This is a genomic window from Xenorhabdus bovienii SS-2004 (genome assembly GCF_000027225.1).
In the GTDB taxonomy this organism is placed as follows: Bacteria; Pseudomonadota; Gammaproteobacteria; order Enterobacterales; family Enterobacteriaceae; genus Xenorhabdus; species Xenorhabdus bovienii_C.
This window is the reverse complement of record NC_013892.1, coordinates 1,482,967-1,506,240: the sequence shown is the minus strand read 5'-3', so window position 1 is coordinate 1,506,240 and position 23,274 is coordinate 1,482,967. Positions and strand designations below refer to the sequence as shown.

General features: G+C 50.2%; 26 protein-coding genes and 3 pseudogenes. 24 read left to right on the top strand and 5 right to left on the bottom strand.

Translation table 11 applies throughout. The annotated features are described in order from the left end of the window. The first annotated feature begins 357 nt into the window (after nucleotides 1-357). Both XBJ1_RS06650 and XBJ1_RS06645 read left to right on the top strand, forming a co-directional pair. A complete protein-coding gene (locus tag XBJ1_RS06650; RefSeq protein WP_012988058.1) occupies nucleotides 358-1,083 on the top strand; it encodes a PFL_4669 family integrating conjugative element protein in 726 nt (241 codons plus the stop codon). 1 nt (nucleotide 1,084) lies between these two features. After that, nucleotides 1,085-3,079: a DNA topoisomerase III gene (locus XBJ1_RS06645; protein WP_012988057.1), complete on the top strand. Its 1,995-nt coding sequence runs from the start codon at nucleotides 1,085-1,087 to the stop codon at nucleotides 3,077-3,079. Nucleotides 3,080-3,122: 43 nt separating this feature from the next. Here the strand turns inward: XBJ1_RS06645 and XBJ1_RS06640 are convergent, their stop codons facing one another. Further along, the gene (locus tag XBJ1_RS06640) at nucleotides 3,123-3,323 is read right to left on the bottom strand and encodes a hypothetical protein (RefSeq protein WP_038198592.1); all 201 of its coding nucleotides are present in this window, start codon (nucleotides 3,321-3,323) and stop codon (nucleotides 3,123-3,125) included. A gap of 32 nt (nucleotides 3,324-3,355) precedes the next feature. Between XBJ1_RS06640 and XBJ1_RS06635 the strand changes: the two genes are divergently transcribed. The 3 genes from XBJ1_RS06635 (at nucleotide 3,356) to ssb (ending at nucleotide 4,627) form a co-directional block, all read left to right on the top strand. Further along, nucleotides 3,356-3,820, top strand: a complete 465-nt coding sequence (locus tag XBJ1_RS06635; protein WP_012988056.1) for an STY4534 family ICE replication protein — start codon at nucleotides 3,356-3,358, stop codon at nucleotides 3,818-3,820. Between the two features lie 70 nt (nucleotides 3,821-3,890). Beyond that, complete coding sequence (locus XBJ1_RS06630) at nucleotides 3,891-4,100, top strand: hypothetical protein (RefSeq protein WP_012988055.1); 210 nt, start codon at nucleotides 3,891-3,893, stop codon at nucleotides 4,098-4,100. Nucleotides 4,101-4,117: 17 nt separating this feature from the next. Next, nucleotides 4,118-4,627, top strand: a complete 510-nt coding sequence (ssb, locus tag XBJ1_RS06625) for a single-stranded DNA-binding protein (RefSeq protein ID WP_012988054.1) — start codon at nucleotides 4,118-4,120, stop codon at nucleotides 4,625-4,627. A gap of 94 nt (nucleotides 4,628-4,721) precedes the next feature. Here ssb and XBJ1_RS21320 read toward each other — a convergent pair whose 3' ends face one another. Beyond that, nucleotides 4,722-5,708 (bottom strand): hypothetical protein, encoded by a 987-nt coding sequence (locus XBJ1_RS21320; RefSeq protein WP_143827637.1) that lies wholly within the window; start codon nucleotides 5,706-5,708, stop codon nucleotides 4,722-4,724. A 494-nt stretch (nucleotides 5,709-6,202) separates the two neighbouring features. Here XBJ1_RS21320 and tenpIN point away from each other — a divergent pair, with 494 nt between their 5' ends. The 7 genes from tenpIN (at nucleotide 6,203) to XBJ1_RS06585 (ending at nucleotide 11,981) form a co-directional block, all read left to right on the top strand. Continuing rightward, nucleotides 6,203-6,670 (top strand): type III toxin-antitoxin system TenpIN family toxin, encoded by a 468-nt coding sequence (tenpIN, locus tag XBJ1_RS06615; protein WP_012988050.1) that lies wholly within the window; start codon nucleotides 6,203-6,205, stop codon nucleotides 6,668-6,670. Between the two features lie 340 nt (nucleotides 6,671-7,010). Further along, on the top strand, nucleotides 7,011-7,295 hold the full coding sequence (locus XBJ1_RS06610) for a helix-turn-helix domain-containing protein (protein WP_012988049.1): 285 nt from the start codon (nucleotides 7,011-7,013) through the stop codon (nucleotides 7,293-7,295). A gap of 105 nt (nucleotides 7,296-7,400) precedes the next feature. Then, nucleotides 7,401-7,937, top strand: a complete 537-nt coding sequence (locus XBJ1_RS06605; RefSeq protein WP_012988048.1) for a PilL N-terminal domain-containing protein — start codon at nucleotides 7,401-7,403, stop codon at nucleotides 7,935-7,937. Continuing rightward, nucleotides 7,934-8,629 carry a TIGR03759 family integrating conjugative element protein gene (locus tag XBJ1_RS06600; RefSeq protein ID WP_012988047.1) on the top strand — a complete coding sequence of 232 codons (696 nt, stop codon included), beginning with the start codon at nucleotides 7,934-7,936 and terminating at the stop codon, nucleotides 8,627-8,629. The genes XBJ1_RS06605 and XBJ1_RS06600 overlap by 4 nt, the downstream gene beginning before the upstream one ends. Next, a complete protein-coding gene (locus XBJ1_RS06595; RefSeq protein ID WP_012988046.1) occupies nucleotides 8,611-9,153 on the top strand; it encodes an integrating conjugative element protein in 543 nt (180 codons plus the stop codon). Before XBJ1_RS06600 ends, XBJ1_RS06595 begins: the two co-directional genes overlap by 19 nt. Then, complete coding sequence (gene traD / locus XBJ1_RS06590; protein ID WP_012988045.1) at nucleotides 9,150-11,213, top strand: type IV conjugative transfer system coupling protein TraD; 2,064 nt, start codon at nucleotides 9,150-9,152, stop codon at nucleotides 11,211-11,213. Before XBJ1_RS06595 ends, traD begins: the two co-directional genes overlap by 4 nt. 9 nt (nucleotides 11,214-11,222) lie before the next feature. Further along, entirely contained in the window at nucleotides 11,223-11,981 is a 759-nt protein-coding gene (locus tag XBJ1_RS06585) for a TIGR03747 family integrating conjugative element membrane protein (protein ID WP_012988044.1), read from the top strand. Between the two features lie 87 nt (nucleotides 11,982-12,068). On the opposite strand, the gene XBJ1_RS06580 is transcribed toward XBJ1_RS06585, so the two are convergent. Continuing rightward, entirely contained in the window at nucleotides 12,069-12,761 is a 693-nt protein-coding gene (locus XBJ1_RS06580; protein WP_012988043.1) for a DUF5710 domain-containing protein, read from the bottom strand. 149 nt (nucleotides 12,762-12,910) lie between these two features. Between XBJ1_RS06580 and XBJ1_RS06575 the strand changes: the two genes are divergently transcribed. The 10 genes from XBJ1_RS06575 to XBJ1_RS06530 all read left to right on the top strand — a co-directional run bounded on the left by XBJ1_RS06575 (nucleotide 12,911) and on the right by XBJ1_RS06530 (nucleotide 20,687). Further along, nucleotides 12,911-13,240: an RAQPRD family integrative conjugative element protein gene (locus tag XBJ1_RS06575; protein WP_012988042.1), complete on the top strand. Its 330-nt coding sequence runs from the start codon at nucleotides 12,911-12,913 to the stop codon at nucleotides 13,238-13,240. Then, complete coding sequence (locus tag XBJ1_RS06570) at nucleotides 13,237-13,473, top strand: TIGR03758 family integrating conjugative element protein (RefSeq protein ID WP_012988041.1); 237 nt, start codon at nucleotides 13,237-13,239, stop codon at nucleotides 13,471-13,473. Before XBJ1_RS06575 ends, XBJ1_RS06570 begins: the two co-directional genes overlap by 4 nt. A 71-nt stretch (nucleotides 13,474-13,544) precedes the next feature. Next, the gene (locus XBJ1_RS06565; RefSeq protein WP_167335072.1) at nucleotides 13,545-13,886 is read left to right on the top strand and encodes a TIGR03745 family integrating conjugative element membrane protein; all 342 of its coding nucleotides are present in this window, start codon (nucleotides 13,545-13,547) and stop codon (nucleotides 13,884-13,886) included. A 10-nt stretch (nucleotides 13,887-13,896) separates the two neighbouring features. Further along, entirely contained in the window at nucleotides 13,897-14,271 is a 375-nt protein-coding gene (locus XBJ1_RS06560; protein ID WP_012988039.1) for a TIGR03750 family conjugal transfer protein, read from the top strand. Beyond that, nucleotides 14,268-14,924 carry a PFL_4703 family integrating conjugative element protein gene (locus tag XBJ1_RS06555; protein ID WP_012988038.1) on the top strand — a complete coding sequence of 219 codons (657 nt, stop codon included), beginning with the start codon at nucleotides 14,268-14,270 and terminating at the stop codon, nucleotides 14,922-14,924. The genes XBJ1_RS06560 and XBJ1_RS06555 overlap by 4 nt, the downstream gene beginning before the upstream one ends. Next, a complete protein-coding gene (locus XBJ1_RS06550) occupies nucleotides 14,921-15,757 on the top strand; it encodes a TIGR03749 family integrating conjugative element protein (protein ID WP_012988037.1) in 837 nt (278 codons plus the stop codon). The genes XBJ1_RS06555 and XBJ1_RS06550 overlap by 4 nt, the downstream gene beginning before the upstream one ends. After that, complete coding sequence (locus XBJ1_RS06545; RefSeq protein WP_012988036.1) at nucleotides 15,747-17,177, top strand: TIGR03752 family integrating conjugative element protein; 1,431 nt, start codon at nucleotides 15,747-15,749, stop codon at nucleotides 17,175-17,177. The genes XBJ1_RS06550 and XBJ1_RS06545 overlap by 11 nt, the downstream gene beginning before the upstream one ends. After that, on the top strand, nucleotides 17,177-17,533 hold the full coding sequence (locus XBJ1_RS06540) for a hypothetical protein (RefSeq protein ID WP_012988035.1): 357 nt from the start codon (nucleotides 17,177-17,179) through the stop codon (nucleotides 17,531-17,533). The genes XBJ1_RS06545 and XBJ1_RS06540 overlap by 1 nt, the downstream gene beginning before the upstream one ends. Continuing rightward, nucleotides 17,521-17,922, top strand: a complete 402-nt coding sequence (locus XBJ1_RS06535) for a TIGR03751 family conjugal transfer lipoprotein (RefSeq protein WP_012988034.1) — start codon at nucleotides 17,521-17,523, stop codon at nucleotides 17,920-17,922. Before XBJ1_RS06540 ends, XBJ1_RS06535 begins: the two co-directional genes overlap by 13 nt. Further along, a complete protein-coding gene (locus tag XBJ1_RS06530; protein WP_012988033.1) occupies nucleotides 17,922-20,687 on the top strand; it encodes a conjugative transfer ATPase in 2,766 nt (921 codons plus the stop codon). The genes XBJ1_RS06535 and XBJ1_RS06530 overlap by 1 nt, the downstream gene beginning before the upstream one ends. Before the next feature lie 207 nt (nucleotides 20,688-20,894). On the opposite strand, the pseudogene XBJ1_RS06525 reads toward XBJ1_RS06530, so the two are convergent. Beyond that, nucleotides 20,895-21,931, bottom strand: a pseudogene (locus tag XBJ1_RS06525) (IS5 family transposase). Nucleotides 21,932-21,990: 59 nt separating this feature from the next. On the opposite strand from XBJ1_RS06525, the gene XBJ1_RS06520 reads away from it, so the two are divergent. Further along, nucleotides 21,991-22,419: an ISAs1 family transposase gene (locus XBJ1_RS06520; RefSeq protein ID WP_158304284.1), complete on the top strand. Its 429-nt coding sequence runs from the start codon at nucleotides 21,991-21,993 to the stop codon at nucleotides 22,417-22,419. 76 nt (nucleotides 22,420-22,495) lie between these two features. Continuing rightward, nucleotides 22,496-22,588 (top strand): annotated as a pseudogene (locus tag XBJ1_RS22950) (IS6 family transposase); the annotation flags it as partial. A gap of 400 nt (nucleotides 22,589-22,988) precedes the next feature. Here XBJ1_RS22950 and XBJ1_RS22180 read toward each other — a convergent pair. Continuing rightward, nucleotides 22,989-23,128 (bottom strand): annotated as a pseudogene (locus tag XBJ1_RS22180) (IS6 family transposase); the annotation flags it as partial. Between the last annotated feature and the right edge of the window lie 146 nt (nucleotides 23,129-23,274).

Sequence of the window (23,274 nt, the reverse complement as noted above, 5' to 3'; positions counted from 1 at the left end):
TCAAGTCTGAAAATCTACCGTATTGCCTGAGACAGCAGTGGTTGAAAATCATACTGGTGTGCCCGGGGCACAGGCGACTAAAAATTGTACTGCCTTGTTTGAGGCAGGCAAGTCTGAAAATCTATCGTATTGCCTGAGACAGCAGTGGTTAAAAATAATACTGGTGTGCCCGGGGCACAGACGGCTAAAAATTGTACTTTATTAGCCGGGCGACAAAGACGATAAAAATAATCTTTTCTACGATCCCGAAAAGGGGTCGTTTTTTCCTTTTTTCATAACTGATTATCTATTGAGTCGCAGACACCTTTCCCCTGATAGTCCCACAGACATAAACCGACCAAACAGGAGTTGCTCTTTATGTCTGAACCTGATGAAAAAACCGCACCGTCGCCCCCCCGTCGTGCCGGTGCACTGAAATCCACGTTAACCATTGAACTCCATACCCACTACGCCATCCGCCTCTGGGCAGGGCGTAAAAAAGAAGACGTCACCGGCCGCCGTCAATACCCGGACATTATCGGCATGCCGCAGGTAATTAAACGGGCGGGCACCATCAGTGAGGATGCGGCTGCCGATAACCCGTATGCCGACAGCTGGCTGATGAAACTGGAACAGGCCCTGGTGGCGGCCTCGGCCAGCCTTCAGCAGCGTATTGCCACCTTGCAGGAAACACTGAACGCCCTGCCGGCACAGGTGACGTTATCCGCGGTTTCCTCTGTTGAACCGCTGAATATCGGGGTCTACAGTCACTCCCCGCTGGGTTACCGCTGTGTCTGGCTGTTGGTCGGTTTCGACCAGCTGGCGATGAAAACCTTTCAGGCGTTTCATTACGGTTTTATTTCTCGTTCAGAGCGGGATGCGTTGCTGCATAACGGCAGTCGGGTGATCCGCCAGATTTATGGTCTGGTGCGTTCTTACCGCCCTCTGAAGGTGACCCGTGCGGATATTGAGGAAAAAACACCGGCTGGCCTTGAAGCCATTAAATGGCTGGGCGAACCGGACCCCGATATTCTGTCGGGCCGGCTGCGTTCTGATTTTTCACCCCCCCTGCGCACGGTGGCTCAGGATGCAGGGAGGGGGTGATATGCCACTGTATTTATGTGAAAAGCCCTCTCAGGCCAGAGATATCGCCCGGGTGCTGGGCGTGAAGCAGCGCGGACAGGGCTATCTCTTTGGCGACAGTATTACTGTCACCTGGGCTATCGGGCATTTGCTGGAAATGGCTGCACCCGAGCACTATGGTGAACAATTCGGCCCGCCGTGGCGCATGGAACCCCTGCCGGTGCTGCCTGTGCAGTGGCAATGGACTGTGAAGAAAGAGACCGCCGATCAGTTTGCGGTGATCAGACAATTACTGAAACAGGCCGACGAAGTGATTATCGCCACTGATGCTGACCGTGAAGGGGAAGTGATTGCCCGTGAACTGCTGGAGTATTGCCGTTTTACCGGCCCCGTCAGACGGCTGTGGCTGTCTGCGCTGGATGAAACCAGTATCCGGCAGGCACTGGCCGCGATATTACTGGGGGAGCAAACCGAACCACTCTGGCAGGCCGGACTGGGACGGGCACGGGCGGACTGGCTGATGGGAATAAACCTGACCCGCCTGTATACCCTGAAAGCGCAGGCACAGGGATTTGGTGAGGTGCTGTCCATCGGGCGGGTACAGACGCCGACACTGGCACTGGTCGTGAACCGTGATAACGATATCGCCCGGTTTGAGCCAAAACCCTACTGGCAGGTGATGGCCGCATTGCAAAAAGATGACATTAGCTTTCGGGTTAAATGGCTGCCTGCGCCCGACGATTGCGATGAAGAAAAACGCTGTATCCGGGAGGATATCGCGCAGAGTGTGGTTCAGCGTTGTCAGCAGGCACAAGATGCCGTGGTGACTGAACTCACGCAGAAACGGGAAAAAACCCCGCCGCCGCTCTGTTTTGATTTGGGGATGCTCCAGCAGGTAGCCTCCCGTCAATGGGGAATGGGGGCCGGTCAGGTACTGACGATTGCCCAGTCGTTGTATGAAATCCATAAAGCGACCACCTACCCGCGCACGGATTGCGGTTATCTGCCGGTTTCAATGCGGGAAGATATTCCGGCCGTGTTCACCGCACTGACCCGTACCGATCCTGCGATGAATGCCATTATCAGCCAGCTGGATGCCAGCACTCTCTCCCGAGTCTGGAATGACAGCCAAATCACGGCGCACCATGCCATTATTCCGACCCGCCACACTTTTGATATGACGAAACTGACCGCGGACGAATTAAAGATCTATCAGTTGATCCGCCACTATTATCTGGCGCAGTTTCTGCCCGTACAGGAAACGGATGTGACTGACGTGACATTCACTATCGGCGGGCAGGTATTTCAGGCGAAAGGGCGGGTCAGTGTGGTCACGGGCTGGAAGACGCTGTTTGCCGATGAAAAACAGGTGCAGGAGCAGGACGACAATACCGCGCTGCCTGCATTGAAAAAAGAGGAAATCTGCCCGGTACTCCGTGCAGAAATACAGCCCCGGCAAACCCGGCCGCCTGCGCCTTTTACCGAAGGTACGCTGATTGCCGCCATGAAAAATGCCGCTGCGTTTATCCACGATCCGCAGCTTAAAAAAGTGCTGCGGGAAAATGCCGGGCTGGGCACGGAGGCCACCCGGGCAGGTATCATTGAAGCCCTGTTTAACCGTCAGCTGCTGGCGCGAAAAAAGAAAAACCTGCATGCAACGCCGCTGGCGCAGGAGCTGATTGCCGGGCTGCCGGACGTCCTGACCCATCCGGGGATGACTGCGCTGTGGGAACAGTCTCTGGACGACATTGCCCGGGGCCGGGCCACACTGGATGGCTTTATGCAGAAACAGGCACAATGGCTGGCGCATTTAGTGGAAAAGGGCAAAACACAGCCGATCCGGTTTACCCTGCCGAAAACCCCGGCGTGCCCGCGCTGTGGCGGCCCGATGCAAAAACGGGCGGGAAAAACAACCCCGTTCTGGGGCTGCACTCGCTATCCGGCATGCAAAGGGATGCTGAACGCTAACGCGGTGACCGGCTCCCGAAAAACCCGGCGGGGAAATTCACCGGACTGAAAATGGGATTAAGGATTGACCGCACGGACTGGTGCTTTAAAAATCATGCTGTTTTAGCCGAAAACTCCCGTAGCCTGAAAGGGAGCGCATGATTGCGGTACATCTGCCCACCTTTGAAAGCAGATATTGTCAGTCCAGTGGCAGTGAAGGTTTTTTTATTCTTTATCAGTACGTCAGCAACGTATGCGTCTGACACCCGGCGGGAAAAATCATTCCCGTCAGGGGACAGGATTTTCTCCGTCACACCTTATTTTTTACCTGCATGGAGAACATCGAATGTCTGAGAACACCGCATCCTTAACCAAAAACGACTATTTCAACCTCAATATTAAAGGACTGGGCTATCTGAATAACATCCGCCATGTCAGCACTGCCAGCGGAACGTTCCTGAGCTGTGTGATCAATGCGCTGAACGGACCAGGTGATAACCCGGTTTATGTGCGTTTTGATATCACCGTGGTCGGCAAGGAAGCGACCAGTCTGGTCGGCCGTTGCCAGAAGGCGGTAGATGAGGATAAAAAAGTGTTGCTGGGCTTTACCTTAAGCAATCCCTCGACTGATATCTTTACCCTGAAACGCGGAGACCATGCCGGTGAACAGCGCGTCAGCCTGAAAGCCCGTCTGATTAAGGTTGACTGGATTAAAATCGGTCAGGAGAAAGTGTATCAGGCCGAACAATCCGACTCGATGCCGCCTCAGAACGGCATCACGCAAAAAGAATATGCAGAGAACTCTTTCTGATATTCCGCTGAGCTGCCCTGAACGTTCAGGGCAGGTCTTTATTAATGACCAAAAATAAAAGGATATCGTGATGAATGCTGCACCGATTGGGTTTCTGGCCCTGCAATATTGCCATAAACAACTGCCGTTAATCGTTTTGCGCCGCCGTGCGGGGTTTTATATCGGCACGATGGATGAAGGCATTCCCTGCTCTCGTGAGTCAGTGGAGTATTTTGCCCGACGTGAACAGGCGGAGTTTGCCCTGAAACAGGGACAATGGACACAACGTCAGTCAGTTTAACCGATAAGGAAATGGGTATGTCTTCACGTGGAATCAACAAAGTAATTTTAGTGGGTTATCTGGGGCAGGATCCGGAAATCCGTTACCTACCCGCCGGGGGTACCGTGGCAATGCTTTCAATGGCCACCTCAGATAACTGGCGGGATAAACAAACCGGTGAAATACGGGAGAAAACCGAATGGCACCGGGTCGTTATCTTCGGCAAATTAGCCGACATTGCGGCGGAGTATTTGCAGAAAGGGGCACAGGTCTATATTGAAGGCCAGCTGAAAACCCGCAAATGGCAGGATAACCAGGGCCAGGATCGCTACTCAACGGAAGTGGTGGTGAATGTGAATGGGTCGATGCAGATGCTGGGGAACCGTAATGAGCCAAAGCGTATGGCACCTCAACAGGTTGAAAATAAGCCGATACAGAAGCAATCCTCTCAACCAGTTAGCAGAGAAAGAAAGGAGATTCCTGTAGTACAAACCTCTGTTTTACCAAAAAAGGAAGAAGTAGATTGGAATGAGGAAATTCCTTTTTGAGTTACTTGAAGGTTATATTAACTTTGAGTTTTGTTATGTTAATTAGACTTTTATGCCCCATAATGGGGCAATTATGATTTTCACTTGGTTCTTGTTAATTTTTATTTATATTTTCAATTGTTTTTACTGGGATTAGTTTATAATAAGGTTTTTTATTCTGACATTTTAACTTTGAAACTTCCCATGAATTTTCTGTTTTTATAAAAGCTCTATATTCGTCATTCTCAAGGCTCATGTAACGAGTCGTGTTTCCTTCCGGCAGTATCATATATTTTTCATGGCAAAAAAAAGTACTTCTAGTCTCCATTGGAATAGTAACATCTATTATAGTGTTAATTGCTTTATGAATGTTTATATTGAAAAGGATGTAAATGATAAACCAAGATAAGAGTACTGGTATTGCTATTGGTGCGCTACTGTAATGTATTTCTTTTGTTTTTTTTCTTGTGAATGATTTTGCTTTTTCAAAAAACATTAATAATACAGGAGATAACCCTATAAATATAGAATATATTATCATTATGGAAATGATTGTTAGCCCTATAGTGGTTGGCTTTGAAAGTGTTGATTCATAACTTATATCAAATATTTCCGCAACAGTATTTCTTGAGTGAGAATAAAATAAATAGCTTAATAAAATCCATATTATTTTAAATGTGGTTAACAAAACAGAGCTAAAATTATCATTTTTTCTGTTTATGGAATTAGACGTGAAAGTTAGTATAGATATACATAAGCACAGAAGAAATAATATGAAAGTTGCTATTGTATCTGTTTGTGAGCTGGAATTTTCAATGAATGTAAAAATAAAACAAGATGTCAAAAAAAATAAAGATGATAACATCGAAAGGATGATGCTTATAGTATAACTTGATATTTTTGTTTTGAGTTTTATCTTTGGTAATGGACCTATTTTTCTATGGAATACTATTATTGCAGTGATAAATATCATTCCAATCCAAATAATGAAGGGTATTGCAGGTGATTTTATATAAAAAAATAGACAGGAGATTGAAATGTAAAAGCATAATATATGATAAATATAAACATATTTTGAAGGTGATATGGTTTTATGTGACATATTTTCTCCATGAACAAAATAAACTGTCATAAACGCAGTCAGGTATAGCGAGTATGCTTTCCATAAAATGGAATATATTATGAATTTTAACTAACTAGTAAAAAATCAATTTACCATATTCTTTTGTTTGAAAGTAGTAAGTTTTATATCAGTCATATTGAAGAGCCCAGTTGTCCTCATTAATTACTTGTAGTACTGGCTGCTTCTTTTGATGAATACCTTGATAAATTAACTCAAACTGATTACTAATTCGTCCCACAATATCGCTGACATAGTGTTATGTTAATAAATTGACAATTGTATATTTTAGAAGTATACTTCAGGAGCAGTTTGTGGCGGTAGGAGGGCCCCACGTAAAAAACAGAAACCTCCAAACAGAAGTACAGTGGCGGTAGGAGAGCCCCACGTGAAAAATAGATATCTCCAAACAGAACTAACTGCCAGAAAAAACCCCTGAATTGGGGTTTTTTTTGATCTACATAAAAGTGATCAGGATGAAATTAAGAAAATTAGATCAAGCTTTTTATGATGATAATACTCATCTCATACAAGCGCTTGATAATGAAGATGGAAAGTGGATATCAGGTAAAACCCGCGGACATGGTATTGTTGTAGTCAATATCAACAAATTAACTTTCGCTATCCCACTTAGAACTTCGATTAAACATAACGCAGCATATATTACGCAAAAATCCAACCAAAAAGGTGTAAAAGGAAAAGGACTGGATTACTCGAAAGCTTTATTAATCATCAATCAAAAGTATATTTCTGATGAAATATTTTTGATCCCAGCAGAACAACATAAAAACATCCAAGGGAAAGAATTTTTCATTACGAGAAAATTTGAGAAGTATGTAGAAAAATATATTAAGGCCGCTAAAAACAGGGACAGACATGTTCTTAATAGTCTGGAATATCGTTTTACTACGCTTCAAAATTACCATAATCAGTTAGATGTGTGAGTGTATTATAAGCAATTTATTATTGTGTTGAGCTTTATTTAAACAGCATCAGTAATTCAAATAATTCAATTTACTTGTAAAACTTACTCGTTCGATTATTGAATTAGATAACGTAATTCGTTAAAGTAGAAAAGCTATCGGCAAAATCCGATAGTCAAGGAATCTCACCCTTGCTAAGAGTAACCCACTGGTAGGAATTTTCTGCCAGTGTGCCTGCTATCGCACCTTCTATGGCGGTTCAGGCAGGGGAGGCTTCGGCCTCGCCGGAAGGTTACTCCCGGTTGTGAGATCCCTGTCTTGAATCGCCACCATTCAATAATCAAAAGAAGGGGAAGCAGGTATGACTATGACTCACACTCAGAAAGACTGGCACCCAGCCGAAATTATTTGCGCATTACGCAAGCGTGGTACAACACTCGCCGCCGTCTCCCGCGAAGCCGGATTAAGCTCTTCAACTCTCGCCAACACCCTGTCCCGCGCCTGGCCAAAAGGGGAATGGATCATTGCAAATTATCTCGATGTTCATCCCTCTGAAATCTGGCCGAGCCGTTATTTTGACCAATATGGTCAGTTGATTGAGCGTACCGTGCGTAAAACGGTTTCAGCAGAATCTTCAGATCAATAAGCGGTAACGTTTTTATTTCCTAAAAGGCAGTTTCAGTTGTTGATTGAATAAATCCTGTTATTTCCTGCACATTGGCGCTTTGATTGCCGGGCAGGAATAACAGGAATGAGAATAACCGTATTAATGGGTGTATTGGTCACTATCCTGACGGGTTGCAATGCCTCGTCAAAGCAACCGTCATCTCAATGTGCTCCCGAAAAAGCCATTTCAACAACGCAGCTCACGCGCAATATTCAGCCCGTCTCACCCGATATTTATCAACAAACATCGGAAGTCGTCCGCCACGGTCGTTATACCCTGGTAAGTACCGATCCAACAGCAGCACAGCGTGATCCACTTTCCCAATTGATTGAGGTTCATATCCCGGCGTCTCAGCATCTCACGGTAGCCGATGCCCTGCGTGACGTATTGCGCCAGTCGGGTTATCGGTTATGTACGCCTGAAAAAACCAATGACATTTTATATCGCCAGCCGTTGCCGTCGGTACATACGCAGTCAGGTTCCGTCCGGCTGCGCACGGCGTTGCAGTTTATGGCCGGTCCGGCCTGGCAACTGGAGGTGGATGAGGTCCAGCGTGTGGTGTGTCACCATTTACGGCCGGGTTATCAGCTTCCACAACCTCGGCAGGGAAAGCAGCCATGAGATTGCATCAAATCGGTCTGGTAACGTGGATAGTGCTCATCAGCCCAACATGGGCAGCCACACCGTCACCCTTAACGTCGCAGCAGGCACATACGGTGGAAAGCCAAAAGCAAACATTGAGAATACAGGCCGGGCAATGGGGATTGAACGCGGATGAATATCAGCGCTATCAGCAATTATTGAATGGGCCAAGGGGGATCCAGTCGCCGGGGCTTGACCCGTTGACAACCCTGGGGATTGAAGCGGAAAGTGAGGCTGACCGCCGCCGTTATGCCGAACAGTGGGTCAAAGCGGAATTTGTCCGCACTGAAAAAGAACTGCGTTTTCAACGGGAAGTGGATGCTGCATGGCAACGGTTATTTCCGGATGTGTTGCCGGTCAATATGGCGAAATCCGGTGAGGCAAAGGGGCGTTTGGCGTTGTTTGTCAAAATCAACGATTGCCCGCCGTGTGATGCCCGTTTAGCTGAAGTTCTGGCGTTAATGCAACCGGTTGACATTTATCTGGTCGACAGCAAGGGCAATGACGACACATTACGGCAATGGGCCAAAAAACACCGAATCCCTGTTGAGCGAGTGCGCAATCGGCAAGTCACCCTGAATCATGATGCAGGGTACTGGTTCAGGTTTGGGCAGGGTGTTATGCCGGTCTTATTGCGGCAGGAAGAGCAGGGATGGCATATCACGTTATGATAATGAAAGGGTTGCGCGTATTCCCCATTATCGGGATGCTCTGGTTCAATACCTGCCATGCGGAGCTGAATGTCATTGCCGATTTAGGCGGCAAAGATGCCTCGCCTTTTTATGAAAGCATTAATGCTGAGCAACGCGATGAGCCTGTGTCATCGGTGCAAAATTCCTCACCCGAAATGGCAGGTGAAGCGGCGATGTTGCCTGTCAAAACACCGGAACTGACGCCGGGAAAAGTGGCAAGCAGACCACTGCAACTGCCGGGAATTGGCGCACTGTTTCTGATTGGGGATGATCCGGACTCGCGCCAGTGGTTAAGCCAGAATGCGGCCACCTTGACGAAACTGCATGCTGTGGGTCTGGTCGTCAATGTCAGTGAAATAGCGGGCTTGCAGTCACTGCGTGCATCAGCGCCGGGTTTATTGTTGTCACCGGCTGCCGGCACCGAGCTGGCTCGTCGATTGCAACTGCAACATTATCCGGTGTTGATCACGGAAACTCAACTTTCCCAACAGTTGTCACCATGAGCCGCCGTTATGTGGTTGAAGCCCTGCTGCGTCCTGCCGTCGAGCTGAATACGGCGCTGGTCTCCGCCGTTGCCGCGTTTGTCTGTATCAGGGCACCCTGGGCCATCGCACTGGCACCTTCCGTCAGCTATGTGATGGCCGGTGGTTTTACTGTATTAGCGATGATACGCACATGGCAGGGTATTCAGGTCATCCGTTATCGCAGAAACCTGCGCCGCCTGCCACGTTATCAGATGAGCACCAGGCACATTCCTGTCAGTCACCGGCAGTTGTTTCTGGGCAGGGGATTTCGCTGGCAGCAGAAGCATACCCAGCGTTTACAGGATACCCGCCGACCGGAGGTCGAGAGATTCGTACAACCGTCCCGGATATATCAGTTTGCCCGCGCACTGGAGCGTCGAACTGAATACCGCTGGCCAACATTATCGGCGTTGTTACGTCAGGATTCGCCATTTAATCCCGTACGCCCGCTGCCTCCGGTGGGCGGTAATCCTGCTATCCACGGTATTGAGCCACAGGAGGCCGATGTTTTTATGGATCTGCGCGAGCGGGTCGGGCATACGCTGGTGATGGGTACCACTCGGGTGGGGAAAACCCGGCTGGCTGAACTGCTTATCACGCAGGATATCCGGCGCGGTGAAGTGGTGATTGTGTTTGATCCCAAAGGGGATGCTGACCTGTTAAGACGCATCTGGGCAGAAGCACACCGGGCCGGTCGCGGTAATGAATTGCTCCTCTTTCATCTGGGCTGGCCGGAGATTTCGGCGCGTTATAACGCCGTCGGGCGGTTTGGCCGGGTATCCGAAGTGGCTTCCCGTCTGGCCGGACAGCTCAGCGGCGAAGGCAACAGCGCCGCGTTCCGTGAATTTGCCTGGCGGTTTGTCAATATTGTCGCCCGTGCTTTGGTGGCTCTGGGGCACCGGCCGGATTACCAGCTCATCACCCGCTACGTCAATAATATCAGCGAACTGTATCAGCGCTATGCCACCCGAATGATGGAGGAAAGACAACCGGATCTGCTGGCGCAAATCAATCATTCCCTCAGCAAACTGAAAGAAAAAGACATTCCGCGCAATATGCAGGGGCAACCCGATGCCCTCCGGCTCTGGGCGATGGAAATGACGCTGAGTTCTGACGCAGGCAAGCAACTCTATGACCCGATTCTGGATGGTCTGCGTTCTGCCGTGCGTTATGACCGTACCTATTTTGATAAAATTGTCGCGTCCTTATTGCCGCTGCTGGAAAAACTGACCACAGGCAAAATTGCCGAACTGTTATCGCCGGATTACCTCAATATGACGGATCTACGGCCCATCTTTGACTGGGAGCAGGTGATCCGCAAAAACGGGATTGTTTATATCGGTCTGGATGCACTGTCTGACAGTGATGTGGCCTCAGCCGTGGGCAACAGTATGTTTGCGGATCTGGTCAGTGTCGCCGGGCAGATTTACAAATATGGGATGAATGCCGGATTGCCGGTTCGCCATGACGGGAAACTGGCGATTAATCTGCATTGTGATGAATTCAATGAACTGATGGGTGATGAATTTATTCCGCTGATCAACAAAGGTGGCGGCGCGGGGATGCAGGTCACGGCGTATACCCAGACCTCTTCTGATATCGAAGCCCGTATCGGCAGTCCGGCCAAAACCGCGCAGGTGGTGGGTAACTTCAATACCCTGATGATGCTGCGGGTGCGGGATAACCGGACGGCAGAACTGCTCACCAGCCAGCTTCCTGAAGTGGAAATCTACAGCAAGACGCTGGTATCGGGACATTCAGATATTGCTGATGTGGAACAGGGTCAGGATTTTACCTCTTCCACGCAGGACAGGGTAGGCACCGTCAAAACACCACTGATTACTCCCGCCGAAATGATTAACCTGCCAAAAGGGCAGGCATTCGCGTTACTGGAAGGCGGGCAATTGTGGAAAATCCGCATGCCTTTGCCAACGGGGGATGAGGATGATGCCCTGATGCCGGCCAGTTTGCAGCACATTGCCGAACAGATGCGCAGGCACTACCGCACCAGTGAAAACTGGTGGGAAGAGAAGGGATAGTTTCCGGTCATGGCTCAGTCAGAAAATCAGTCCCGCCCATCTTCCCAACCGCCCCGCAAGCATGGCCTGTTGTATCGTCTGTTATGGGAATGCCCGTGGCAGCTCATTGGCTTTGTGGTGATGTCCTGGCTATTCAGCCTGTTACTGGAATATCTCGGTATGGCTTTTTTCTGGCCGGAACAGGGTGCCGCTCACAGTCAGACTATGATGAAGGCAGAGCTTAATTATCTCTCCTCGGAATTTACCCGAAGTCTGTTATTGACAGAACCTTCACAAACCGTTTTGGCATGGCTGGCACAGGTTTATCAGTGGCTGTTTGTGGACAGTGGTTTTATGAACTGGGTTCAAGGGCAGAGGCAATATCAGCTCCATAACAACAATGATTTTATGCGTGAATTCAATACGGTATTACATGGCATATCGGCGCATTTGCAAGAATATTGGCTGGCCACGGTATTTATCACGATGGTGACGCTGATCCGGCTGGGGATCCTGCTGTTATCCGTGCCCCTGTTTGTAATGGTGGTGTTAGTGGCACTGGTTGACGGGCTGGGACGACGGGATTTGCGGCGCTACGGAGCCGGGTATGAATCCAGTTTTGTCTATCACCATGCCAAGCGAGGGATAAAACCGGCCTGCACGGTTCCCTGTGTACTGTATTTATCGTGGCCGGAGGTGGTGTATCCCACGGTAATCTTGTTGCCTGCGGCGATAGTGCTGGGCATAGCGATTGTGATAACAACATCCATGTTTAAGAAATATATTTAGACGCTGGATGCTGATGTGCAAAACGTTTTTTGTTTTGCACACCAGCGCCAGCAGACAAGCCGCTCAGCGGCGCGTCAGTCTTTCAAACTAATGCCGATACGTTGACGGCACATTCACCACCTGCGTCATCCATTCAAACCCGTCACACGCTTTACAAATACGGTTATCCTGCTTCGGGTCAAAATGGTAGTGATGATGCGAGATATCTTCACAATACCCCACAAACGGCTGATCGATACGATGCAGCTGAATAGCCGCCGCCTGCTCTTTGGCAGCAGGGAAAAACGCGCCGCCGACTTCGGCAAACAATTCGGTATCATCCTGTTGTGCGCCACAGTGTTCGCAATGGTTTATCCAGTGCTGCCGGCGCAGCCGTTGGCTGACGGCTTTGCGCAGAGTGTGATGAAAGCCGGGCAGTACGCTACGCACGAGAGAGGGAATATCAGCGATATAAAACAAAAATGCCGGGCTGTCCTGCTCGGTATAATCAACTTCTGTGCCGGGTTCATCGCCGTTATCCGCTTCCAGCAGTTGGTGCCCGGCTGGCAGCATAAACGCGGTCACCGTGGTGTGTTCATGACAGTGCGGGCAGGTCGTCCGGGTCTGGGCGAGATACCAGTATTCAGCGTGCACATTGTAGAACGGCAACCAGTTCATAAACGGCGTCGGGTCAACACTGTTATCGATATACCAGATTTGGGCGGCGGCATCCCAGTGTGCACCCAGCTTCCGTGCCTGCTCGTATTCATCATCGGGGACGTTTAAATCAATCCGCAGCATGTGTTTTCCTTCATTCTTAAATCGTTAACCAAATAAATTAGTCAGACTATTTAGCTAATTTTCACCAAAGCATAAAGAGTTTATTGCTGATCTGACCTAAAAAACCCCGCATCCTCGGCTTCCTGAAATCCATGATGAGGTGCGTGTTGATGCGTGGTGACTTTTCTTTGTCCCGTTCTGTCTGTCTGCTGGGGTTGACTGTGCTGTGTATGCCGCTTGCGCAGGCGGCCGAGAAAGACGAACTGGCGAGTGCAAAAAATCTGATTGAGCAGGTGCAGATGGCGCTGGAGCGTGCAAACCTCGCCGAAAAGCAGGCTGACACCCCAACCCGCCCTCGCTATGACTTTGATTACCTCCGTATCAAAGCGGATCTCAACACCATCAAAGCCGGTATCGATCACTATCTGACCCCTTCCCGCGCCCGGCAGCAGGCGTCAGGCACGCTATCCGGTCATTACCGTCAGGAACATCCGCAATGACGGAGGCACAACGCACTGCCTTTACCGTGGCCTCGGGGCATTTTGATATCACTTTTCTGTATCTGGTCTGCGTCGGATTTTTCCTGGCCACCCTGTTTCTCTGGGCGGCCTGGGCCGCAGTGGATGTCTGGCACGGCTGGGCGAATGAAAAAATACGTAACCAGACCATCAGCCAGTTTGCCCTGCGAACCGCCCTCTTACTGGTGGTCGCGGTCTGGATGTTTGCCAGCTGATGCAACGAACATAATGAACAAGGAATGGATTGAACATGAAGCCAATTTTTACCGTTTGCCGTCGTATCAGTATGCACCTGATAACCAGAATAAGTACCTTTCTTTTGCTGTCGGGTCTTTCCTGTCAATCAGCCCGGGCCGATTTGCCGGCTATCGAACCGCCAAAAAGTGGCGGCGGGGGCGGATTACTGGGACAGGTGAAAGGCTATGCGCAGGATGGCATTGTGATTGGCGGGCTGATCCTTTCGGCCGTCGCGTTCTTTAAGGTCGCGTCGGCGGCGGTTGAAACCTTCTCCGAAGTGCGGGACGGCAAAGCCACCTGGACACAATTCGGTTCTATCATCGTAGTCGGTGTGGTGCTGTTGGTTGCGGTGATTTGGCTGCTGGCGAAATCGGCCGGCATTATTTTTTAAGGTGCAATTTATGCAGACGATCCCTTTCCTGCCTGATCGCTTAAATGCCGAACCGATCGTATTCCGGGGATTCACCACACCGGAAATGGGGCTGGCCGCTTTGCTGGGGCTGGTGTTCGGGCTGATGGTGAGCCTTCCTTTTATCCCGTTAGCCGGCTGGGTCATGATACCGACGGGTATGCTGTTCATGCCCTTGTTATTGATTAGTTTTGGTGGGCGCTGGCTCGCGCAGCTTAAGCGCGGCAAACCGGAAAATTATCTCTGGCTGACGCTGGAAGAGAAAAAACGCCGGCTGGGTATCGGTGATCAGGCATTGATTATTGCGGCTCAGGGCTGGTCGTTGCGCCGAAGCAGGCTGACTCATCGTAACGGGAGCCTGCGATGAGCCGGTTTCGTCATGCGCTGAAAAACCGTGACCAGCATATCCTGACCCTGCGGCTTGCCTGCGGGGTGCTGGTACTGGTCTTGCTGATCACGCTCACGGGCTGGATGGCCTCACCGCGCAATCTTACTATCCATAATCCGCCGGACTTACGCAGCGGCAGCACCCGCCCGTGGTGGGAAGTCCCTGCGCCGAGTGTCTACAGTTTTGCCTTTTATCTTTTCCAGCAACTGAATGCCTGGCCGAAAAACGGGGCACAGGACTACCCGGCCAAAATTGCGGCCTTATCGTCTTATCTGACCCTCGCCTGTCAGGATTTTTTGCAGGCGGATGCTAAAACCCGGGCCGACAGTGGTGAACTGCTCGACCGGGTGCGGGTGGTGTATGAAATTCCCGGCCGGGGCTACGGGGCGAAAAGTGTAACGGTGCGTAACCGGGATAACTGGGTGGTGCGGCTGGATTTGGTGGCCGATGAGTATTATCACGCCGAGCCGGTCAAACGGGCGCTGGTGCGCTATCCCCTGAAAGTGGTGCGCTGGGAGGGCGATGCGGAGCGTAATCCTTTTGGGCTGGCACTGGATTGTTACGACGGGATGCCACAGCGACTGGAAGCGATGCCGCAACCTTTGGAAGAGAAAAAGGGGGTGTTCCAATGAAAAGACATCCATCTTGCTTTTCTGCCTGTTTTTGGCCGGGACTGGTCAGCCTTTTGTTGTTCAGCCTAGGGGCAAAGGCTGATGAACTGATGAAATGGGAACGCATTCCGTTACCGGTGACGCTGAAAGTGTGTCAGGAGCGAATTATTTTTGCTGACCGGAATGTCCGTGTTGGTTTGTCCCCGTCACTCAGCGATAAATTGCGGGTGCAGAGCGCAGGCGGCGCGGTTTACCTGAAAGCCAGTCATGCCTTTTCGCCAACCCGCCTGCAATTGCAGGACAGTGAAAACGGCGAAATTATCTTACTGGATATCACCGCTACCAAAACGGGGTCAACGGAACCCGTCCGCATTCTTTATCCGGATGAAAAAAGTTCTGCCCCAAAAGAGGGTGCACAGCTTCAGAGAAAATCAGTACCTTCGGCTCCCGTGCCTGTGGTATTAACCCGCTATGCCGCGCAGCAGCTGTATGCCCCGCTGCGTACCGTTGAGCCAGTTACGGGTATCCATCCGGTCAGTCTGCATTTACCCGTATCCATCACGACACTCTATCCTTCAGAACCGATTGCGGTTTCCCCGCTGGCTGGCTGGGGCGTGCAAAATTACGCGGTGGTAGCCCTGAAACTGCGTAATACGGTCAAACGCAACATCACGCTCGACCCACGGGCCTTGCAGGGGAAATTTGTCTCGGCGACGTTCCAGCATCGCTGGCTGGGTGAAGCCGGGACACCGGAAGACACGACGGTGCTGTATCTTGTGACGACAGGACAGCCGGAGAACGCTTTTCTGCCTGAGCCGATAGCGGTGAAGCCGGGAGGCCGCGATGCAGGTTAAATCCAACAGTCTGGTGAAAATTCTGGTGCCGGTGGTGCTGATGGTTGGCGGATTTATCGGCATCAAAAGTTGCAGTTCAACCGACACTGCCCCGCCCGCTACGCCGCAAAATAATGCCCTGGCCACCCTGTCACCGGAGGAGCTACAGGCGCTGGGTGTCGGCGGTGATACGCCGGAAGATACCTTGCGTACGCTGGTGGGAACACTCAATAAAGTGCGGTCAGAGCAGCAACGCTTAGGTCAGCAGAATGCCGATATCCTGAAAGAAAATGACCAGTTAAAAAATCAGCGTCAGGATGTCGCCGGTCAGATAGACGCGGCGGTGGCAGCTATCCGGCAGGACGATGAACAGCGCCGGCGTGAATTACAGGATGAACAGCAGGGATTGCTGGCACAGATTGATTTACTGACGGAACGCTTAAATTCAGCGCCTTTGTCTGCGCCGGACAGTCCGATACCGCCTGGGTCGGGAAGTATTCCGTATTCTGCCAATGCAGGCACAGGGCAGAATGAACTTATCTGGATAGCACCCGCCGATGAAAAGCCCGCAGACATACAAACCCCCGGCAGTGGAAAAGCCACGGCACAATTCCCGACCTCATTTTTAAGTGAACAGTCAGCCGCCGGGCAAAATAAGCCCCAAAGCCCATCACTTCAAAACCCATCAAAGGAAGAAAATGAAAAGCCGGTCTATACCCTGCCTGAAAATGCCACGTTAGTCGGTAGTCAGGCCATGACGGCGTTATTAGGTCGGGTGCCAGTTAATGGCACAGTCACCGACCCCTATCCGTTCAAAATCCTTATCGGCAAAGATAACCTGACGGCCAACGGCATTGAACTGCCGGAGGTGGAAGGGGCGGTGGTATCCGGCTCTGCCAGTGGTGACTGGACGCTTTCCTGTGTGCGCGGTCAGGTTAATTCCATCACGGTTGTTTTTCAGGATGGCACGGTGCGTACCCTGCCGGGCAGCGGGCAAAACAACAATACCAGCGCGAACGGCATCGGCTGGCTGTCCGATGAAAACGGCATTCCCTGTATCAGCGGTGAGCGCAAATCCAACGCCGCCACCTATCTGCCGACCCTGTTTGCGCTCTCGGCCATGAATTCGGCTGGCGATGCCCTGAGTGAAAGTCAGCGTACTGCTCAGACCAGCGGCACAGGCGGTATCACCACGGCGTTAACGGGCAATGCCGGACAGGCCGCATTAGGCAAAGCGATGTCAGGTGGCATGAATGACCTGAGCGAATGGCTCAGACAGCGCTACAGCCAGACATTTGATGCGGTTTACGTCCCGCCCGGTGCCCGGTTAGTGGTGCATATCACACAACGCCTGGCAATTGATTACGAAGTGAAAGGACGTAAGGTGCGCTACGGCGTGAGTGAGACCGCCGAACGTGATAATCAGGAAGCATTAGATTAATGGAAAAGATCCCTTCTCAGTGGATATTCAGTGCGGGTTCCCCGTATTGCCTGCAAGTGCCGGTGACGTCACTGGCTGAACCCACACGGGTGCAGCTTTACTGGCGTGCGGTGCGTAAAAAAGAGTGTCGGTTGTATCTCTCAACCGACAGAGAATGTCAGCCGTTGAGTGACGGTGATTTTACTGTCTTCCGCCTGACGGAAACCCAGTGGCAGGCAGTGGTGGACGGTAAAATCAGCATGGCGCCTGAACAGTGGGTGCCTTTGCCTTTTACCTTATCAGAGCTGGCGGTACACCCGGAATTTGCCACGTTTACCGTCCTTGGCACCCCGGAGGCCGCCGTATGCGGAAAATAAAATATTATTGGCTGTTGGGGTTGGCAGGGCTATTAGTCGGATGTACCACTTCGAAAGACGCCTTACTCCCTGCCGGAAAGCAGACAGTACTGGCAATGTGGCAGGGGAATAAGGCAGGTCATGCCACCGAATCGGCAAGGGAAACACTGCGCCGTTCTTTAACTGTATCTGAACGGCTCAGGGCTCTGGAAGAACCTTATCATTACAGCCGTTCAGCCGCGCAGGAAATCAGCCAGCAGTTTCCCCGCTTACCCAATCCCGATATGGTGATGTATATCTTCCCCCATCTGGTTGCCGGCAACACGCCGATACCGGGCTACAGCACGGTATTTCCGTTTTACAGCCAAGTACAGTATGCCCTGCCGGGTGAACGCACGGAGGCACTGTAATGGAAAAACTCAAGGCACTGAACCGCCCCGGCAAGCTGCGTGAAGCGGATGAAGCCGCCATTTATCAGGCCAATCCTTCTATTATTGATTACCTGCCCTGGGTGGAATATCTGGAAAAAGAACAATGCCTGCTGCTGGATGACGGGATTTCCGTTGGCGCGGTCTATCAGATTGAATCCATTGCCACCGAAGGCCGTCCCGCTGAGCGGTTGACTGAAATCCGGGATCAACTGGAAGATGCGATCCAGGACAGTCTGGAAGAAGATGATATTTCGCCGTGGGTGGTGCAGTTTTTTTGTCAGGATGACGATGATCCTGCTGACTATCTCAACACCTTGCGGGGCTATGTGAAACCCTGGGCACAGGGAACACTGTTTACTGACGCCTTTCTGACGGAATCAGAGTATCACCTGAACAGCATTGCCCGGCCTGACGGGATATTTCAGGACAGCTTAATCACCGGGCAACCGTGGCGGGGCCAGCAACGCCAGACCCGTATGGTGGTTTACCGGTGGCTTCCGCCCACGCGAAAATCCCGCCATGACAGCCAAACTTTATCGGCTGTTGCCGCCCTTAATCAGGTTTGCGAGCGGCTGGTCTCATCACTGGCTTCTGCCGGTGTGATTGCCCGCCGACAACATGGCGGGCAGATCCACCGTTGGTTGCTGCGTCATTTTAATCCGGCGCCGGACTGGGGGATGGCAAAAGCCGATTTTTACCGTACCGTCAGTTATGAAGCCCCTATACAATCGGATCTCCCCGTCAGTAATGACTTTGCCGAAAGCCTGTGGTTCACCCCGCCGGTGTCTGATCCCGACGCGGGCGTCTGGTGGTTTGACGGGTTACCGCATAAAGCGGTGCTGGTTGAGCGTCTGCGCCGTCCGCCGGAACCGGGGACACTGACAGGCGAAGTGAAACGGGGCGACAATATCAATGCCCTGATGGACATGATGCCGGCAGGGACGGTGGTTTCGCTGACCATTGTGGCGCAGGCACAGGACAGGCTGGAAGAGGATTTTACCCGGCTGACGAAAAATGCGGTGGGAGAAAATACTGAATCGCTGCGCGTCCGGCAGGATGTGCAGGAAGTGAAAGAACTTCTGGGGCGGCGGCATAAATTGTACCGCAGTGCGCTGGCCTTTCTGGTGAGGGGCAAGGATCTGGATGATATAAACCACCGGGTGCATCAATTATCCTCCACCCTGCTGACAGCCGGATTACAGCCCGTCCGGCCGGAATTCAGTGTGTCACCGCTGAATGCCTACTTACGGGCACTGCCGATGTGCTTTAACCCGCAGAAAGACAAAAAACACGGGTACAGCCGCCTGACCTGGGTACAGCATCTGGCCGGGTTATTGCCGGTGACAGGCCGTTCGACCGGCACCGGGCATCCGGGGTTCAGTTTTTTTAACCGGGGCGGCGCTCCATTGACCTTCGATCCGATGAACAAACAGGATCGCACCCAGAATGCCCACTTATTGCTGTTTGGCCCGACAGGCGCAGGCAAATCCGCCACCCTGTGTGCCGCGCTTATCCAGTTAATGGCGATACACCGACCGCGCTTGTTTATTGTCGAAGCCGGTAACAGTTTTGGCCTGCTGGCCGATTACTACGAAAGCCTGGGGCTGACCGTCAATAAAATCGGCATCAGGCCGGGCTGTGGGGTCAGTCTGGCCCTGTTTGCCGATGCCCATCAGCTGTTGCAACTGAGTCCCCGGCAATTGCGCATTAATGAAGCCGATATCCCCGATACCGATGAACAACAAGAAGATGAGGGGGATGAACAGCGCGATATCCTGGGCGAAATGGAAATTGCCGCCCGACTGATGATCACCGGTGGTGAGAAAAGAGAAGAAGAACGCCTGACCCGCTCTGATCGCGGTTTAATTCGTGAGGCCATTATGATGGCGGCGCAGACCAGCTTTAACGAGAAACGCCAGATGGTGGCCTCGGATTTACAGAATGCCCTTTATGCCATCGCCCGTAATCACCGGCAGGATGAACACGGCCAGCCGTTAATCACCGCTCACCGACGGGCACGGGCAGATGAAATGGCCAGCGCCATGTCGATGTTTACGCAGGGGTTCGAGGGTGAACTGTTTAACCGTCCCGGTACGCCGTGGCCGGAAGTGGATGTCACCCTGATTGATTTGGGCACACTGGCACGGGAGAACTACTCGGCGCAAATGGCACTGGCGATGGTCTCGCTGATTAACAAAGTCAATAACCTGGCTGAACGGGATCAATATCAGGATCGCGAACTGCAACTGGTGATTGATGAAGGGCATATCACCACCACCAATCCACTGTTATCACCCTATATGACTAAAGTGGTCAAAATGTGGCGTAAACTGGGGGCCTGGCTGTGGCTCGCCACCCAAAACCTGGCGGATTACCCCGATACTGCTGAAAAGATGCTGAATATGGCTGAATGGTGGCTGTGTCTGACCATGCCACCCGATGAGGTGGAGCAAATCGCCCGCTTTAAGAAGCTGACCGAAGAGCAGAAAGCGGTGCTGCTCTCTGCCAGTAAATTACCCCGTTGTTATACCGAAGGCGTGGTGCTGGCAAAGAAAATCGAAGCCTTATTCCGGGTTGTACCCCCGAGCCTGTATCTGGCGCTGGGCATGACAGAAAAAGAAGAAAAAGCCGAACGGCGGGCATTGATGCGGGAACATCAGTGCAGTGAACTGGAAGCCGCTGTTTTGGTGGCCAGAAAAATGGATATCGCACGGGGATTAAAGGTTGATTCCGGTTCTGTATGAACAAACAAGTCATTGATTATATTTTGTTATGGAATGTATCTAATGCCTTCATTTTTCACTACCTTGTTTAGGGAACCTCTAAAAACTCTCAATACAAAAAATAAGGTCAATGTTGCACTCATCAATAAATGACCTTATTGTGTATGACTTTTTCTTGCTTTTTCAGGGGAAAAAATAAACTCATCGCTTTTTCATCACATACCGAAATTAAAAGGCATGAAGGCCGGATTTTCCAAAATAAACCAAACGTTGCAAATCATAACAAGTGGCCTTCAGAATCATCGCAAAATTGGCTCGCAGCCGGCCTACCGTTCGGATGAGTTTGTCACCCATCTGGGAGAATGAACCAAAGATATGTTCTACCCGTGCCCGGGTTTTCGCTATTTTCTTATTTCGTTTTTTCTGACAGGCTGATAATGGTTTCTTTCGTAACGCTTTTCTCTGAATATGAACACGATAGCCCTGTTCCTTCAGTGCGTGTTCACGCATCTGGCTGGCATACCCTTTATCCGCATAAATGTCCCGGCTTGTATTTGACCGTTCCAAAACGGCTTCAAAAAACTGGCTATCATATGCGGAGGCGGTTCCTGTCGCGATGTTGCGAATCACTTTATATTTTGTATCGACATTAATGGTAAGTTTATAGCCAAAATAACTTTTACCGTGCTTTTTCGTCCAGGTTGCCGCGGTATCTTTCTGGCATCGTTTTTTTTCGTCCAGTTATCAGGGGTTTTACCCTGACGAATTTGTTCATTCTCTTCTTTCTTATTGTGTTGCTTAGGAACCGGAATCAACGTGGCATCAATGAGTTGGCCACCTCGAGGAATGAATCCCTGTGCCGAAAGCTGATGCTTCGCTTCTTCAAACAATGCCCTGGCCCCTTCCTGCCCATCCGTTTTTCGAAATACCAAATCGTGTTACGGTCTGGAATATTAATGACATCGGTCAAGCGACAAAAACGTTGCCAGCTCATTCGGTCAAGCAGTTGATATTCCATCTTTTCATCAGAAAGATTATGGAAATGTTTCAGGATAATGATGCGAACCATCACCTCAGTCGGGAATGGCGGGCGTCCGCCTTTGGGAGAAATAATCCGTGGCGCGACACGGTCTACGTGTGTCAGCCAGTGCCGAGAAATCAACATATTTATCAAGAACAAGCAGCGGATCACCTAATTCATCGATTTTTCGACGGTGATATTCGGATGCCAGCTTGTCTTTTTTTAAAGCAGAACGAGGCGGTATCATGACGGCGCTACCTTGCAGAGATGTGCTGTGTCTACATTTTACTCAATTTTGTGGCTGTGAAAAGTTTTTGGAGGTTCCCTGTAGTTGCCAAGTTCAACATATTAAATACACAACCTGAATTTGAAGATAGCCATGGGCGTACCGTCAGACGACGCGGATGGGTTCTACCGCTGACACCAGAAACAAAACACTTAGGCTCCTGGCCAGATATTCAGGCTCTTCTGGTCACTTCTTATTTTCGTTATTATTTAAGTTGTTGTCAGGATTCTCCTGCCTTTCAGTTAGCAGGCATTCGGAAACATTGGGCTATTGAAAATAGCTTACACTGGGGACTGGATGTCACTTTTCGGGAAGATGATTCACGGATGAGAGAGCAGATCGCCACAAGAATATTTGCCCAATTACGTAAAATGGCGCTCAATATCGTTAAACGGGATACCAACAGTAAGTTGAGTTTGAGTGCCCGAAGGAAATCAGCCGGGTGAAATAATGGCTACATGGAAGCGCGGTTATTTAATCAATTTTAGCCTACCAAAATTTCATGCGTAACCCCTGAGGACAGAACTCGTTTCGATGCTGCGTAAAGGGCAATACTCATAACCCGAAGATATGACATTGTCACCGGCAGAGATGTTTTATCGATTGGCTGAATAAAAAGCAAACCAACTCCACATTGACCCAGACTTTCTCTGTTAATGCAACAGAACCATATTACCTGACCTCACCTTAATGCGACAGAACCCTCTGAAGATACTTAAATAATTATTAGAAAATTTTATTTTATATGGGTAACTATCATAAATAGTTATTAAAATAATAAAAAATGAAATTTCCATTTAAATTAAATTAAATTAAATTAAATTAAATTATTTATAGGAATAACTATGTAATTAGTCTGGAAAAATAAGAGTGTAATTCACCACATAATGATGAAAAAATTCCAAATTTATGACGGTATGTCGCCGTTTTCGTGAAAGCATAATAACCTTGAAAAAAGGCAATTTAATGATATCACCTGATGTTATCCCTCACGTTCATTAAATAGTATAATTAATACGGTATCGTGATTAACCTCAATTCCCCGCTCCGCCCTCATTTCCTCGAGATTGCGCAGGCTCAGGGCGTAGGCCGGCATTGGGCCATGATATCGACAGGATAATGGAGGCGTTTAAACGTGTTTCGGATCAGGGACATCGTTCTGGATTTGCTCAAAAAACAGAGGCGCTTACCCGATGTTCCGCTAATGCGACAAAACCGACAGATCTTACTCTTTCCGGTCCATATTTGCCTTGAGCAAAAATAGGCGAAGTCGTAAGAGATTAAACTGTTAATTTATTGTA

What these genes read in the sequence shown, in the direction of transcription:
- XBJ1_RS06650 (WP_012988058.1), top strand. Translation starts at nt 358, where the DNA reads ATGTCTGAACCTGATGAAAAAACCGCACCGTCGCCCCCCCGTCGTGCC.
- XBJ1_RS06645 (WP_012988057.1), top strand. Translation starts at nt 1,085, where the DNA reads ATGCCACTGTATTTATGTGAAAAGCCCTCTCAGGCCAGAGATATCGCC.
- XBJ1_RS06635 (WP_012988056.1), top strand. Translation starts at nt 3,356, where the DNA reads ATGTCTGAGAACACCGCATCCTTAACCAAAAACGACTATTTCAACCTC.
- XBJ1_RS06630 (WP_012988055.1), top strand. Translation starts at nt 3,891, where the DNA reads ATGAATGCTGCACCGATTGGGTTTCTGGCCCTGCAATATTGCCATAAA.
- ssb (WP_012988054.1), top strand. Translation starts at nt 4,118, where the DNA reads ATGTCTTCACGTGGAATCAACAAAGTAATTTTAGTGGGTTATCTGGGG.
- XBJ1_RS21320 (WP_143827637.1), bottom strand. Translation starts at nt 5,708, where the DNA reads ATGTCACATAAAACCATATCACCTTCAAAATATGTTTATATTTATCAT.
- tenpIN (WP_012988050.1), top strand. Translation starts at nt 6,203, where the DNA reads ATGAAATTAAGAAAATTAGATCAAGCTTTTTATGATGATAATACTCAT.
- XBJ1_RS06610 (WP_012988049.1), top strand. Translation starts at nt 7,011, where the DNA reads ATGACTATGACTCACACTCAGAAAGACTGGCACCCAGCCGAAATTATT.
- XBJ1_RS06605 (WP_012988048.1), top strand. Translation starts at nt 7,401, where the DNA reads ATGAGAATAACCGTATTAATGGGTGTATTGGTCACTATCCTGACGGGT.
- XBJ1_RS06600 (WP_012988047.1), top strand. Translation starts at nt 7,934, where the DNA reads ATGAGATTGCATCAAATCGGTCTGGTAACGTGGATAGTGCTCATCAGC.
- XBJ1_RS06595 (WP_012988046.1), top strand. Translation starts at nt 8,611, where the DNA reads ATGGCATATCACGTTATGATAATGAAAGGGTTGCGCGTATTCCCCATT.
- traD (WP_012988045.1), top strand. Translation starts at nt 9,150, where the DNA reads ATGAGCCGCCGTTATGTGGTTGAAGCCCTGCTGCGTCCTGCCGTCGAG.
- XBJ1_RS06585 (WP_012988044.1), top strand. Translation starts at nt 11,223, where the DNA reads ATGGCTCAGTCAGAAAATCAGTCCCGCCCATCTTCCCAACCGCCCCGC.
- XBJ1_RS06580 (WP_012988043.1), bottom strand. Translation starts at nt 12,761, where the DNA reads ATGCTGCGGATTGATTTAAACGTCCCCGATGATGAATACGAGCAGGCA.
- XBJ1_RS06575 (WP_012988042.1), top strand. Translation starts at nt 12,911, where the DNA reads ATGCGTGGTGACTTTTCTTTGTCCCGTTCTGTCTGTCTGCTGGGGTTG.
- XBJ1_RS06570 (WP_012988041.1), top strand. Translation starts at nt 13,237, where the DNA reads ATGACGGAGGCACAACGCACTGCCTTTACCGTGGCCTCGGGGCATTTT.
- XBJ1_RS06565 (WP_167335072.1), top strand. Translation starts at nt 13,545, where the DNA reads ATGCACCTGATAACCAGAATAAGTACCTTTCTTTTGCTGTCGGGTCTT.
- XBJ1_RS06560 (WP_012988039.1), top strand. Translation starts at nt 13,897, where the DNA reads ATGCAGACGATCCCTTTCCTGCCTGATCGCTTAAATGCCGAACCGATC.
- XBJ1_RS06555 (WP_012988038.1), top strand. Translation starts at nt 14,268, where the DNA reads ATGAGCCGGTTTCGTCATGCGCTGAAAAACCGTGACCAGCATATCCTG.
- XBJ1_RS06550 (WP_012988037.1), top strand. Translation starts at nt 14,921, where the DNA reads ATGAAAAGACATCCATCTTGCTTTTCTGCCTGTTTTTGGCCGGGACTG.
- XBJ1_RS06545 (WP_012988036.1), top strand. Translation starts at nt 15,747, where the DNA reads ATGCAGGTTAAATCCAACAGTCTGGTGAAAATTCTGGTGCCGGTGGTG.
- XBJ1_RS06540 (WP_012988035.1), top strand. Translation starts at nt 17,177, where the DNA reads ATGGAAAAGATCCCTTCTCAGTGGATATTCAGTGCGGGTTCCCCGTAT.
- XBJ1_RS06535 (WP_012988034.1), top strand. Translation starts at nt 17,521, where the DNA reads ATGCGGAAAATAAAATATTATTGGCTGTTGGGGTTGGCAGGGCTATTA.
- XBJ1_RS06530 (WP_012988033.1), top strand. Translation starts at nt 17,922, where the DNA reads ATGGAAAAACTCAAGGCACTGAACCGCCCCGGCAAGCTGCGTGAAGCG.